This window comes from Sporosarcina sp. Y1009 (assembly GCF_057669865.1).
This window is the reverse complement of the sequence record NZ_JBYHFO010000001.1, coordinates 1-13,022: the sequence shown is the minus strand read 5'-3', so window position 1 is coordinate 13,022 and position 13,022 is coordinate 1. Positions and strand designations below refer to the sequence as shown.

The window sequence follows — 13,022 nt, the reverse complement described above, 5'->3', positions numbered from 1 at the left end:
CTAAATAAAATGAAGGGCAGCTTCTAGGGGCTAGCCCTATGATTTTGAATATAGGAGGAATTTTTAATGACAAACGGTGAAAAAATTACAGTAACAAATGGTGTTTTAAATGTACCAAACAATCCAGTTATTCCATTTATAATCGGTGATGGAACTGGTCCTGATATTTGGAATGCAGCTTCACGCGTACTAGAAGCAGCAGTTGGCAAAGCTTATAACGGTGAGAAAGAACTTGTATGGAAAGAAGTGCTTGCAGGAGAGAAAGCATTCAATGAAACAGGCGAATGGCTCCCACAAGAAACACTTGATATTATCGAAGAGTATTTGATCGCTATTAAAGGACCACTTACAACACCAATCGGCGGAGGTTTCCGTTCATTAAACGTTGCACTTCGTCAAGAACTAGATCTTTACACATGTATTCGTCCAGTTCGTTACTTTGATGGTGTTCCTTCACCAGTTAAACGCCCTGAAGATTGTGACATGGTTATCTTCCGTGAAAACACAGAAGATATTTATGCGGGTATCGAGTACGAAAAAGGAACAGACGAAGTTAAGAAACTTGTTAACTTCCTTCAAGATGAAATGGGTGTTAAAAATATTCGTTTCCCAGAAACTTCGGGAATTGGTATTAAGCCGGTTTCAGAAGATGGAACAAAACGCCTAGTTCGCGCAGCGATCAACTATGCAATTGATGAAGGACGTAAATCAGTAACACTTGTTCATAAAGGTAACATCATGAAATTCACTGAAGGCGCATTCGCAACTTGGGGTTATGAAGTTGCTGAACAAGAATTCGCGGACAAAGTATTCACATGGAGACAATATGACAAGATTAAAGATGCAGAAGGTACTGACGCTGCTAACAAAGCACAAGAAGACGCTGAAGCTTCTGGTAAAATCATTATTAAAGAAGCAATTGCTGATATCTTCTTACAGTTAATCCTTACACGTCCAAAAGAGTATGATGTTGTTGCAACAATGAACCTAAATGGTGACTATATTTCTGATGCACTTGCTGCACAAGTTGGCGGAATTGGAATTGCACCAGGAGCGAACATTAACTATGTTACAGGTCACGCAATCTTTGAAGCAACTCACGGTACTGCACCAAAATACGCTGGACTTGACGTAGTTAACCCTTCTTCAGTTATCTTATCGGGTGTTCTAATGCTACAACACCTTGGTTGGAATGAAGCAGCGAAAATGATTGAAGAGTCAATTGAAAAAACAATTGCATCTAAAGTTGTCACTTATGACTTTGCACGCCTTATGGAAGGTTCTACTAAAGTTAAAACTTCCGAGTTTGCAGATGAATTAATCAAAAACTTATAATATAATAAATAGGGGGACTTAGTCCCCCATATACATATAAATATAAGGAGAGTGTAACCTCATGACAATGGCACGCAAGAAAGTATCGGTGATTGGTTCTGGGTTTACAGGTGCAACAACCGCTTTTCTTTTAGCACAAAAAGAATTAGCAGATATTGTGCTTGTTGATATTCCACAAATGGAAAATCCAACAAAGGGTAAAGCATTAGATATGCTTGAAGCAGGTCCAGTTCAAGGATTTGATGCAAATATTGTTGGAACTTCAAACTATGCAGATACTAAAAATTCTAACATCGTGATAATTACAGCGGGGATTGCACGTAAACCCGGCATGAGTCGTGATGACTTGGTGCAGACAAACCAACAGATTATGAAATCTGTCACAAGCGAAATTGTAAAGTATTCTCCAGATGCGACAATTCTTGTTTTAACGAATCCTGTTGATGCGATGACCTATACTGTCTATCAAGCATCGGGATTTCCAAAAGAACGTGTAATTGGACAATCTGGTGTATTAGATACTGCGCGTTTTCGAACATTTGTGGCGAAAGAGCTAAACTTGTCGGTTAAAGATGTTACTGGATTTGTTCTTGGTGGTCATGGTGATGATATGGTTCCCCTTATACGTTACTCATATGCTGGTGGAATTCCATTAGAAACTTTAATTTCACCTAAGCGCTTAGAAGAAATTGTTGATAGAACACGAAATGGTGGGGCAGAAATCGTCAATCTCTTAGGAAACGGTTCTGCATATTATGCGCCAGCAGCTGCTCTAGTAGAAATGGCAGAAGCCATTTTAAAAGATCAGAAACGCGTTCTTCCAGCCATCGCTTATTTGGAAGGCGAGTATGGCCTAGACGGTATATATCTCGGCGTACCGACCGTCCTTGGTGCTGCAGGTATTGAGAAAATAATTGAACTTGATTTAACAGAAGACGAAAAAACTGCATTGTCCAAATCAGCAGACTCAGTAAAAGCTGTCATGAAAAGTTTGGCATAAACCACACACGGGTAGCGAAAGCTACCCGTTTTTACGAATCCGATTAATACTAACGTCATAGGGAGGAATTCATTTGATTCTAGGTAAAAAAAGACGACTTGGTAGAAAAATTGAAGAAATTAAAATTGGAGAAAAACTAAAGCTTACAGAGAAAATTGAAGATAAAGATTTACTTTTGTATCTTGGCCTAACAAATGATGGTAATCCGCTTTATATACAACATGACTACGCATCTCAAACAGCTTATGAAAAGCCGATTGTTCCGACAATCATGTTGACAGGTATTATTTCTTCTGCGATTTCAAAATATCTACCTGGACCAGGCTCACATGTTGTTGAACAACATCTTGAATTTCCAATTCCCGTCTATCATTACGCGACGATAGAATTCCTTTTGGAAGTTAGTAAAATTGACAAATTGGCAAATAAAATCACCGTGAAAGTCGAAGCATTAGACGAAAATCAAGCGGTCGTAGTTGTTGGAGAAGTTAAGGTGACACCGCCAATTGTTGAAGATCGATTAATATCACAAGCTATGGAAAATTTCTAATTAGATGGGTGAGTGCGGTAATGCAAAGAATTCTAATCGTTGAAGACGAACAACCAATTCGGAAGTTACTTGAATATAACTTAAAGCTTTCTGGATATGAAACTATTAGTGCGGCAGATGGAGAAACGGCGATCGAACTGGTGCAAGGCAATCAGCCGCCTGATTTAATTGTTCTAGATTTAATGTTGCCAAAATTAGATGGAATTGAAGTCTGTAAAAGACTTCGTGCGCAAGGCGTCAATACGCCAATTATTATGTTAACCGCAAAAGGCGATGAATATGATAAAGTACTTGGCTTAGAAATTGGTGCGGATGATTATATGACAAAGCCGTTTAGCCCGAGAGAAGTCATTGCACGCATAAAGGCTGTATTAAGAAGAAGCCAAGCGAAAGAAGAAACAAAGGGTAAAGAAGAGACATTAGAATCAGGGCCTCTTAAAGTCTATTTAGAGCGCTATGAAGTGACCCTTCATGACGAAAAATTAGAGTTTACACCAAAAGAATTCGAACTACTGGCTTATTTTATTCAAAATAAAAACCGGGTTCTATCACGTGATTTGTTGCTTAGTGCTGTTTGGAACTATGATTTTGCAGGAGACACTAGGATTGTTGACGTTCATGTGAGTCATTTAAGAGAAAAAGTTGAAGTAGACACGAGAAAGCCTCAATTTATAAAAACTGTTAGAGGTATTGGTTATAAATTCGAGGAGATGGAATCGTAATGAAAGGATTGTATAGCCGTCTTGTTTTAGCAAGTACGATATTCCTTATAATTCTATTAACTGGCCTAGGTATTGTTCTGGGTCAGTTTTTTCCCATTTTCAATCATAATGCTGATCCACAACTGGAGCGCAGTTTTTTAATATATCTTTTAGTTATTTTAGTGGTTACATTATTTGCTTCTTTTTTTATCATTACACGATTATTAGCGCAATATATAAAGCCGATAGATGAGGCTTCTTCAATGGCTATAAAGTTAGCTAGAGAGGATTATTCAATTCATACAACAATTCAAGAAGTAGACCCCGAAAATAACTTTTCGTCGGCGATTGAAAAAATAGGTCAGTCGATGAAGCAAATCTCAAGAGAACGAGAAATGGAGAAAGAGCGACTCAATACACTGGTTGAAAGCATGGGAAGTGGCCTTTTAATGTTTGGACGCGGTGGCGCGCTCAATCTTGTTAACGGTTCTTTCAGAAAGACTTTTGGAATCGAAAATGATGAAATACTTGTTGGAAAAACAGTAAATTCACTTGGACTCCCTCTAGAAATCAATCAACTTATTGATGATGTATACATGACAGAAAAACCATGTGATTCTCAGTTGGATTTGTTTGTCACAGGCACTCCTTCATCAGTTAAGGTATATGGAGCTCCGGTCATTGGAAACCATGGCAATTGGTTAGGAATCGTCGTCGTTATTCATGATATTACAGAACTCGTAAGGCTAGAAAGAGTTCGAAAAGATTTTGTCGCGAATGTATCTCATGAGCTACGAACACCAGTAACTTCTATTAAAGGGTTTGCCGAAACATTATTAGATGGTGCCATGAATGATAAGACAGTCATGATTGATTTTCTTGAAATTATTCAAAAAGAAAGTGACAGGCTGAAACAATTAATCGATGAATTATTAGTCTTGTCAGACGTAGAACGTGAGGGCTTTATCCTTCAGTACAGTAAAGTTAGATTAAAGAAAATGATTGCTGAAGCGACTAAAGTGAATAGTGATCGCATACAAAGAAAAGGGATGACTGTAGATTTCGATATGTCGAACGAGATTATCATTGATGGTGACAAAGGTCGTTTAATTCAGGTCATCGTAAACTTAATGGCGAATGCAATTACTTACTCGACAAAAGGCACAACGATAACAATTGATGTAGAAGAAAGAAAAGATGACGTGTTTATCACAGTTAAAGATGAAGGGATTGGCATTAAAGAAGAGGAATTAGATCGCCTTTTCGAACGTTTTTATCGAATTGATCGGGCAAGAAGCCGAGATTCGGGAGGAACTGGGCTAGGTCTCGCAATTGTAAAACATCTAATTGAAGCTCATGGAGGTACGATAAGCGTTGAGAGTAAATTGAATGTTGGAACAAGCTTCATCATTAAAATACCAAAGAGAAAACGAAACTAAACGCAATCTTAACCGTATGTAAGGTGTACTTAGATTGCAAGGGGGATTATGATATGAGCGTCAAAAGGATTGTTACGATGATTGGCATGGGTGTATTAGGTATCATGCTCATCATTATAGGTTTTACAACATGGTATACAGTGAATGAATCGGAACAAGCGGTGGTAATCACATTCGGTAAAGCAAACACAGAAGTTACAAACTCTGGGTTACACTTTAAACTTCCTTGGCCAATTCAACATGTTGAAATCTTATCGAAAGAGACTTTTAGTATGAAATTTGGCTATGAAGAAGAAGGGGGAGAGCTTGTTTCCTCAGAAACAAAAATGATTACTGGGGATGAATACATCGTCCACACTGATTTGGTCGTTCAATGGAAAATAACAGAACCAACTAAGTTCTTGTTTCATGCTGAAAATCCTGAAGAAATTTTACTTGATGCTACATCCGCATCAATTCGATCCATTATAGGTAGTTCTACAATTGATGCTGCATTAACAGATGGAAAAGCGGAAATTGAGGCAGAGACAAAAGACTTGCTAGCTACGCTAGTTGGGAAATACGACATTGGTGTCGTTATCCTAGGTGTAAAACTTCAGGATGTGGAACTTCCAAATACTGAAGTCCGCGCTGCATTTACATCAGTCACAGATGCTCGCGAAACAAAAAACACAAAAATTAACGAAGCTAGAAAATACGAAAATCAAAAAAGTAGTGAAGCGATTGGTGAACGTGATGCGATAATTTCTCGTGCAACCGGTCAAAAAACAGCCCGTATTGAACAAGCGCTAGGTGATGTATCTCTTTTCAACAAACTGCATGAAGAGTATAAAGATAATAAAGAAATTACACGTGAACGTTTAATACTGGAAACACTTGAACAAGTGTTACCGAAAGCTAAAATTTACATTATGAATGATAATGGTGAAACAGTGAAATATTTGCCGCTTCAACAATTGGAAAACACTCCAGCTCAACCAGCGACTAAAACCGAAGAGGAGGGCGAAGAGTAATGGCAAACGATAATAATCCATTTAAAAGCTTCGAAGAGAGACTTTTTGAAAAACAAGCTAAAGAAAAATCGAAAACAGGTCCTAAAAAATCTAAAAAACCAGCAGAGCCGATTGAAGTGAAAAAATATGTAAAATTAACGCTTATTTTAACTTCCATCTTTGCAATCCTTATCATTCTGCTCTCGAATGTTTTTGTTGTAAAGGAGAATGAGTACCGAGTTGTCAGCCAGTTTGGGCAGATCAAACGATTGATTCAGGAACCGGGCATTAACATGAAAGTCCCTTTCATACAAACTGTCATGACGCTTCCAAAAAGTCAAATGAGAAATAACGTGACTGAAGAGGAAATCACGACAAAAGATAAAAAACGAATTATGATTGATAATTATGCCGTCTGGAAAATTACAGATCCAAGAAAAATGATTTCCAATGCACGTAATATTGTAAATGCTGAAAGTCGTATGACGGAATTCATCTATTCAGTTGTGCGAACTGAACTTGGGCAACTAGACTATGTAGATGTGGTCAACGATGAAAACTCCGAACGAGGTTCATTGAATGATAGAGTTACAGAAAAGGTCAATGAATTTCTAGAGAGTGGAAACTTTGGAATTGAAGTTGTAGATGTTCGTATGAAACGAATTGATTTACCGGAAGAAAACGAGCAATCTATTTACACAAGAATGATTTCAGAGCGGGAATCTACTGCACAAACCTATTTATCAGAAGGGGATGCAGATAAAAGCAGAATAGAAGCTGAGACAGACCGAGAAGTCACCGAAATGTTGGCGGCTGCAAATAAAGAAGCCGCAATGATCCACGCTGATGGTGAGTCCGAAGCTGCAAAAACGTATAACGATGCATTTTCTAAAGACCCGGAGTTTTATAACTTGTACAGAACATTACAATCCTATACAAAAACGATTGGTGAAGATACGATGATCATTATTCCAGCAGATTCACCATACGCGAAAGTACTAACTGGTTATTTTGATTAAGTAAAGAAATCATAGTCATTCGTGACAAATACCCGTCATTTTCATTTATCCCTGCCTACATGGTAAGATAGATGAAGATGACGGGTTTAATTATGTAGTTTTAGACAGCTATGAAATGGAGTGGATGTATTTGAGTAAAGATAAAATAATACTAATTGATGGGAATAGTTTGGCGTATCGAGCGTTTTTTGCTTTGCCATTATTAACAAATGATCACGGCATTCATACAAACGCGGTATACGGTTTTACCATGATGCTTCAAAATATTTTACAGGAAGAAAAACCAACCCATATGCTCGTGGCATGGGATGCAGGAAAGACCACTTTTAGACATAAAACATTTGGAGAATACAAAGGTGGACGCCAGAAAACACCTTCTGAGTTGTCTGAGCAATTTCCTTATATCCGAAAACTACTCGATGCTTATAATATAAAGCAATACGAATTAGATCAATATGAAGCGGATGACATTATCGGTACTTTGAGTCGCGAAGGTAATGAAGCCGGCGTTGAAGTGATTGTATTTACAGGTGATAAAGACTTAACTCAACTTGCAACTGAGCACACAACTGTGCTGATTACACGCAAAGGTATAACAGATACAGAGAAATATACGCCAGAACATATTGTGGAGAAGTACGGAATTACTGCTTCTCAAATGACCGATATGATGGGCCTTATGGGAGACCCATCTGATAATATACCTGGAGTTCCAGGGGTGGGCGAAAAAACTGCACTTAAGTTATTAAAAGAATATGGTTCGATTGAAAATGTATATAAATCACTCGATAAAATAACTGCAAAAAAGCTGAATGAGAATTTAACAGCAAATGAAGAAATCGCCTATATGAGTCGTGATTTAGCAACGATTGTTGTCGATGCACCTATCACGGTGAAAATAAATGAACTATCATACAACGGTCCGGATAACGAAGCACTCACTAGCATTTTTCAACAACTGAATTTCAATACGCTACTTGAAAAGATTGCACCAGGCGCAAGTGAAATCCCACAAGAAGATATTGAAGTTACGATCGTATCGGATTTAGAGGAAGAACATTTGTCTGATGAGATGGCGCTTCATGTTGAAATGATGGATGAAAACTATTTGAATGTAGACATTCTTGGAATCGCACTAGCTGATGAAAACCGAACAATCTACTTACCATTTTCGGTTGCGGCGTCTTCAGATTTATTTAAAACATGGCTTCAAGATGAGCGTAAAGCAAAATATTGTTCGGATTCGAAAGCGGCACTTGCATCTTTAGCAAGATACGGAATTGAACTAAAAGGAATCGAGTTTGACTTACTTCTTGGATCGTACATAGTAAGTCCATCCACTTCTTACACGGATATTGCTTCAATTGTAAAACAGTTTGGTTATACAGATGTTAAACAAAATGAATTGATCTATGGAAAAGGCGCGAAAAAAGCAGCGCCAGCAGATGAAGTTATTGCGGAACATGCAAGTCGAAGTGCACTTGCAGTCTGGAAGCTCCGAACTACGATTGAAGAGAAACTAAAAGAAAACGAGCAGTTTGATTTGTATCACGAATTAGAACTGCCACTTGCTACGATTCTTGGAAAGATGGAATCCACAGGGGTCAAAACAGATAAACAGGCACTGGCGGAAATTGGAACCCAATTGTCAGTGAAAATAAAAGTACTAGAATCGTCCATTTATGAAATGGCAGGGGAAAAGTTTAATATAAACTCTCCGAAGCAACTCGGTGTTATATTATTTGAAAAAATAGGGTTAACACCTATTAAAAAAACAAAAACCGGTTATTCCACCGCGGCAGATGTTCTTGAAAAATTAGAAAGCGAGCATGAAATCATCGGTGAAATTTTACAGTACCGTCAGCTAGCCAAGCTTAATTCGACGTATATCGAAGGATTATTAAAGGAAATTCATGAAGATGGAAAAATCCATACACGTTTCCAACAAGCGCTGACCACAACTGGAAGATTAAGCTCGATTAATCCAAACCTGCAAAATATACCTGTTCGTCTTGAGGAAGGGCGAAAAATAAGAGCAGCATTTGTTCCGTCTGAACCGGAGTGGTTACTCTTCGCAGCGGACTACTCTCAAATCGAATTGAGAGTACTCGCACATATGTCGCAAGATGAGAAATTAATGGAAGCTTTTCACCAAGGAGAAGATATCCATACGAAGACGGCGGCAGATGTTTTTGGTGTATCTATTGACGAAGTGGAATCTTCAATGCGAGATGCTGCAAAAGCAGTCAACTTCGGAATCATATACGGTATTAGCGACTACGGACTTTCTCAGAACTTAAATATTACTCGAAAAGAAGCCGCTAAATTTATTGAAACTTATTTGGCAAGTTTCCCGGGTGTGAAAAAATATATGGATGATTCGGTAGCAGAGGCAAAAGTAAATGGATTTGTAGCCACTTTAATGAACAGAAGACGTTATTTACCTGAAATTAAAAGCTCGAATTTCAATTTACGAAGTTTTGCAGAGCGTACTGCAATGAACACACCCATTCAAGGTAGTGCAGCGGACATCATAAAACAAGCGATGATTGACATGGCGGCACGTTTGGAAAAAGAAGGACTACAAACACGCATGTTACTTCAAGTACATGATGAGTTAATATTTGAAGCGCCTGCCGATGAGATTGAAATCTTAAAGAAAATAGTACCTGAAGTCATGGAGTCTGCAATTAAGCTCGACGTACCTTTAAAAGTTGAGTCTGCACATGGGGTTTCTTGGTACGACATGAAGTGAGGAGAAAAGATGCCTGAATTACCTGAAGTTGAAGGCGTAGTTCGTGCATTAGCACCAGAGGCAATTGGACGAACGATAAAAGATGTCGTTGTTTCAAATGTTGTGATCGAATCAAAAGAACAGGGGAAAGAAGCAATTATTAAAGGACTGTCTACTGATGATTTCATTCAACAAATGAAACAAATGTCGATTGTGAATGTTACGAGACGCAGTAAATATATTTATATTAACCTAGAAAAAGGATATAACAACTATCTCCTCGTCAGCCATCTTGGCATGACGGGGGCTTGGTTCGTTGTCAATACAATTGACGAAGTTTTGGAACTAAAATTCCGGAAACATATCCATGTAATTGTTACAATGGAAGACGGCGGCCTGCTTGTCTATTCAGACATTCGGCGTTTCGGCGAACTACGGTTATTAAATGTAGAGGCTGATCATCCGCCGTTACTAAAAATGGCACCAGAACCTTTTGATGGCTTGGCTTGTAGTCATTTTCTAGATTTAGCCCAACTACCTAAATATGCCGAAAAACCAATAAAAGAAGTCATCATGGACGGACAAGTCATATCCGGTTGCGGTAACATCTATGCGACTGAAGCGCTTTATAAAATGAACATCCATCCAGTGCGAAAAGTTAGTCGAATTAGTTTAAAGCGAAAAACAGAGTTATTTCATGTTATCGTCGATATCTTACAAGAGAGCATTGATGCCGGCGGAAGTACGATATCTGATTACCGCAACATTAACGGTGAAGCAGGCGGCATGCAAGATCGCTTGAAAATGTATGGCAGAAAAGTATGCCTTCACTGTGAAACGAACACAAAGAGCGTCAGAATTGCAGGTAGAACTTCGGTGTATTGTCCTAAATGTCAAAGGTGATTATTATTCAATTTTAGGAAGGAGGTGAGGTTGCATATGATTATTGGCCTTACAGGTAGTATCGCCAGCGGGAAAAGTACTGTTTCTGAAATGCTACAGGAAAAAGGGTTTCCAATCGTTGATGCCGATAAGATTGCACGTCTTGTCGTGGAACCAGGCACATCGGTTATTAAAGAAATCGCGGAACACTTTGGCAATGAGGTTTTGAAAGAAGACGGTTCTTTAAATCGTGAAAAACTAGGTGAACGAATATTTAGAAACGCAGAAGATCGCAAGAAACTAAACTCCATTATTCACCCTGCAATACGAAATGAAATGATTAGGCAAAAAGACCATTGGATCTCAAAGGGCGCCCATACAGTCATTATGGATATACCGCTTTTATTTGAAAGTAAACTAGCGTATTTCGTTGAGAAAATCATTGTCGTATCAGTGACGCCTGAGATTCAAAAACAGCGACTTATTGCTCGAAATAAACTGAGCGAACAAGAAGCAGTTAATCGTATTAACGCTCAACTTCCGATGGTTGAAAAAGAATCCGGTGCGGACGCAGTCATTAATAACAACGGATCAATAGAAGAAACGAGAGCGCAGGTTGAAGATATTCTAGAAAATTGGGCGCTCAAAGCGTAGCGTTTTTCTGAAGATTGGGACAGCGTGATTTTATGTATTAATGTGTTCTCCTTATAATATATGTGTTATACTAATGGTGAATCAAGCAGATAAAGTATAACATACTTACAGGAGGATTTATCTATGACAACTTCTATTGCGATTAACGGGTTTGGAAGAATTGGACGAATGGTTTTCCGACAAATGATTATGGAGGATGATGTAAGGATTGTTGCAGTAAACGCATCATATCCATCGGAAACGCTCGCTCATTTGATTAAGTATGACACAAATCATGGAACTTTTAAGGGTGAGATCATCGCCGAAAAAGATGCACTTGTTGTAAATGGTAAACGAGTGAAACTAGTATCGGAAAGAGATCCAGTAAAACTACCTTGGAAAGAGCTAGGTGTCGATATCGTTATAGAAGCAACAGGTAAATTTAACTCGCGTGACAAGGCTGCACTTCATCTACAAGCTGGTGCCAAAAAAGTAATCTTAACTGCACCTGGGAAAGATGAAGATATTACAATTGTCCTTGGCGTGAATGATGAAAAACTTGATATTGATAAACATGAAATTATTTCGAATGCGAGTTGTACAACGAATTGTCTAGCACCAGTTGTTAAAGTGCTGAACGATGCATTTGGAATTGAGAACGGTTTAATGACAACTGTTCATGCTTTCACGACAGACCAAAATAATTTAGATAATCCGCACAAAGATTTACGCCGGGCACGGGCATGTTCGCAATCTATTATTCCAACTTCTACGGGTGCGGCGAAAGCGCTCTCATTGGTTATTCCTGAACTAGAAGGGAAGATTCATGGTATGGCACTACGCATTCCGACGCCGAACGTTTCATTGGTAGACCTTGTCGTTGATCTTAAACAGGATGTAACGGTAGAAATGGTGAATGATGCATTTAAAAAGGCTGCTAAGTCAAATATGTCAGGAATTCTAGCTTACACAACAGACCCAGTTGTTTCTGTAGATTTAAATACAACGACGGAATCAGCAATTGTTGATGGACTATCCACAATTGTTATGGGTACTAGAAAAGTAAAAGTACTTGCTTGGTATGATAATGAGTGGGGCTACTCTGCACGTGTTGTTGATTTGGCGAAACGAGTTGGCTATGCTTTAAGTTTGAAGTTGAGTGCTTGAGAAAAATTTAGTTTAAATAAAAGTATGGAGGGGAAATAGTGCAATTTCCTTTCCGTACTTTTTTGTTTGCTTGAACAAGTACTCGTTATGTACTTGGGCCGTTGATTTCCGTTCTGGGCGGACGCTTTCCTGCGGGCATCACCCAAGTGCGGAAAGATGCAGTTCAATCTTTCCCACTCCTCGTCGCAAGCTCCTGTGGGGTCTTCGGTTGATGCTGATTCCGCGGGAGTCGCCGCCCTCATACGCGTCAACTTAAGAAAAATTAATGATTAACTCCTCCCCTTTGTTGGTAAATAAAGAGTGAAACCAATTAAGGAGGGATCAATTATGAAGCGACATCACCCAGTTTATCAATTGAAACAATTATTTCAGCTTCTTTCGCCCAAAAGAACTAAATGAACTAGCAAAGGAAACTCATTTTATTCAAAGAAATCGTAAGCTAACCCTATCTGCCTTCATGGCCATGATTTTTAGTCAGCCTGGAGCACTTTCTACACTTTCTTTAACTAGTTTGTGTGGCAGTTTAGGAAACCATGATGCCCAGATGTCAAAGCAAGCATTGGATAAAAG

At 38.6% G+C, this 13,022-nt stretch carries 11 protein-coding genes; all 11 read left to right on the top strand.

Translation table 11 applies throughout. The features are described 5' to 3' along the window. Nucleotides 1-66: 66 nt before the first annotated feature. The 11 genes from icd to AC25Y1_RS00005 all read left to right on the top strand — a co-directional run bounded on the left by icd (nucleotide 67) and on the right by AC25Y1_RS00005 (nucleotide 12,452). Nucleotides 67-1,335: an NADP-dependent isocitrate dehydrogenase gene (icd, locus tag AC25Y1_RS00055; RefSeq protein ID WP_488145892.1), complete on the top strand. Its 1,269-nt coding sequence runs from the start codon at nucleotides 67-69 to the stop codon at nucleotides 1,333-1,335. Between the two features lie 61 nt (nucleotides 1,336-1,396). Continuing rightward, nucleotides 1,397-2,335 (top strand): malate dehydrogenase, encoded by a 939-nt coding sequence (gene mdh / locus AC25Y1_RS00050; protein WP_488145891.1) that lies wholly within the window; start codon nucleotides 1,397-1,399, stop codon nucleotides 2,333-2,335. Nucleotides 2,336-2,408: 73 nt separating this feature from the next. Then, the gene (locus AC25Y1_RS00045; protein ID WP_488145890.1) at nucleotides 2,409-2,885 is read left to right on the top strand and encodes a MaoC/PaaZ C-terminal domain-containing protein; all 477 of its coding nucleotides are present in this window, start codon (nucleotides 2,409-2,411) and stop codon (nucleotides 2,883-2,885) included. 20 nt (nucleotides 2,886-2,905) lie between these two features. After that, the gene (locus AC25Y1_RS00040) at nucleotides 2,906-3,607 is read left to right on the top strand and encodes a response regulator transcription factor (protein WP_488145889.1); all 702 of its coding nucleotides are present in this window, start codon (nucleotides 2,906-2,908) and stop codon (nucleotides 3,605-3,607) included. Then, on the top strand, nucleotides 3,607-5,025 hold the full coding sequence (pnpS, locus tag AC25Y1_RS00035; RefSeq protein WP_488145888.1) for a two-component system histidine kinase PnpS: 1,419 nt from the start codon (nucleotides 3,607-3,609) through the stop codon (nucleotides 5,023-5,025). The genes AC25Y1_RS00040 and pnpS overlap by 1 nt, the downstream gene beginning before the upstream one ends. Nucleotides 5,026-5,078: 53 nt before the next feature. Then, nucleotides 5,079-6,038 carry an FtsH protease activity modulator HflK gene (hflK, locus tag AC25Y1_RS00030; protein WP_488145887.1) on the top strand — a complete coding sequence of 320 codons (960 nt, stop codon included), beginning with the start codon at nucleotides 5,079-5,081 and terminating at the stop codon, nucleotides 6,036-6,038. Next, nucleotides 6,038-7,036: a protease modulator HflC gene (gene hflC / locus AC25Y1_RS00025; RefSeq protein WP_488145886.1), complete on the top strand. Its 999-nt coding sequence runs from the start codon at nucleotides 6,038-6,040 to the stop codon at nucleotides 7,034-7,036. Before hflK ends, hflC begins: the two co-directional genes overlap by 1 nt. Nucleotides 7,037-7,166: 130 nt before the next feature. After that, nucleotides 7,167-9,791, top strand: coding sequence for a DNA polymerase I (gene polA / locus AC25Y1_RS00020; RefSeq protein ID WP_488145885.1), 2,625 nt, complete (start codon nucleotides 7,167-7,169; stop codon nucleotides 9,789-9,791). 9 nt (nucleotides 9,792-9,800) lie between these two features. Then, nucleotides 9,801-10,673 carry a bifunctional DNA-formamidopyrimidine glycosylase/DNA-(apurinic or apyrimidinic site) lyase gene (mutM, locus tag AC25Y1_RS00015; protein ID WP_488145884.1) on the top strand — a complete coding sequence of 291 codons (873 nt, stop codon included), beginning with the start codon at nucleotides 9,801-9,803 and terminating at the stop codon, nucleotides 10,671-10,673. A 36-nt stretch (nucleotides 10,674-10,709) separates the two neighbouring features. Further along, nucleotides 10,710-11,306, top strand: a complete 597-nt coding sequence (gene coaE / locus AC25Y1_RS00010; RefSeq protein WP_488145883.1) for a dephospho-CoA kinase — start codon at nucleotides 10,710-10,712, stop codon at nucleotides 11,304-11,306. 123 nt (nucleotides 11,307-11,429) lie between these two features. Next, nucleotides 11,430-12,452 (top strand): glyceraldehyde-3-phosphate dehydrogenase, encoded by a 1,023-nt coding sequence (locus AC25Y1_RS00005; protein WP_488145882.1) that lies wholly within the window; start codon nucleotides 11,430-11,432, stop codon nucleotides 12,450-12,452. Nucleotides 12,453-13,022 lie beyond the last annotated feature (570 nt).

Excerpts from the sequence above, each read along its gene's own strand:
- icd (WP_488145892.1), top strand. The coding sequence starts at position 67 with ATGACAAACGGTGAAAAAATTACAGTAACAAATGGTGTTTTAAATGTA.
- mdh (WP_488145891.1), top strand. The coding sequence starts at position 1,397 with ATGACAATGGCACGCAAGAAAGTATCGGTGATTGGTTCTGGGTTTACA.
- AC25Y1_RS00040 (WP_488145889.1), top strand. The coding sequence starts at position 2,906 with ATGCAAAGAATTCTAATCGTTGAAGACGAACAACCAATTCGGAAGTTA.
- pnpS (WP_488145888.1), top strand. The coding sequence starts at position 3,607 with ATGAAAGGATTGTATAGCCGTCTTGTTTTAGCAAGTACGATATTCCTT.
- hflK (WP_488145887.1), top strand. The coding sequence starts at position 5,079 with ATGAGCGTCAAAAGGATTGTTACGATGATTGGCATGGGTGTATTAGGT.
- hflC (WP_488145886.1), top strand. The coding sequence starts at position 6,038 with ATGGCAAACGATAATAATCCATTTAAAAGCTTCGAAGAGAGACTTTTT.
- mutM (WP_488145884.1), top strand. The coding sequence starts at position 9,801 with ATGCCTGAATTACCTGAAGTTGAAGGCGTAGTTCGTGCATTAGCACCA.
- coaE (WP_488145883.1), top strand. The coding sequence starts at position 10,710 with ATGATTATTGGCCTTACAGGTAGTATCGCCAGCGGGAAAAGTACTGTT.
- AC25Y1_RS00005 (WP_488145882.1), top strand. The coding sequence starts at position 11,430 with ATGACAACTTCTATTGCGATTAACGGGTTTGGAAGAATTGGACGAATG.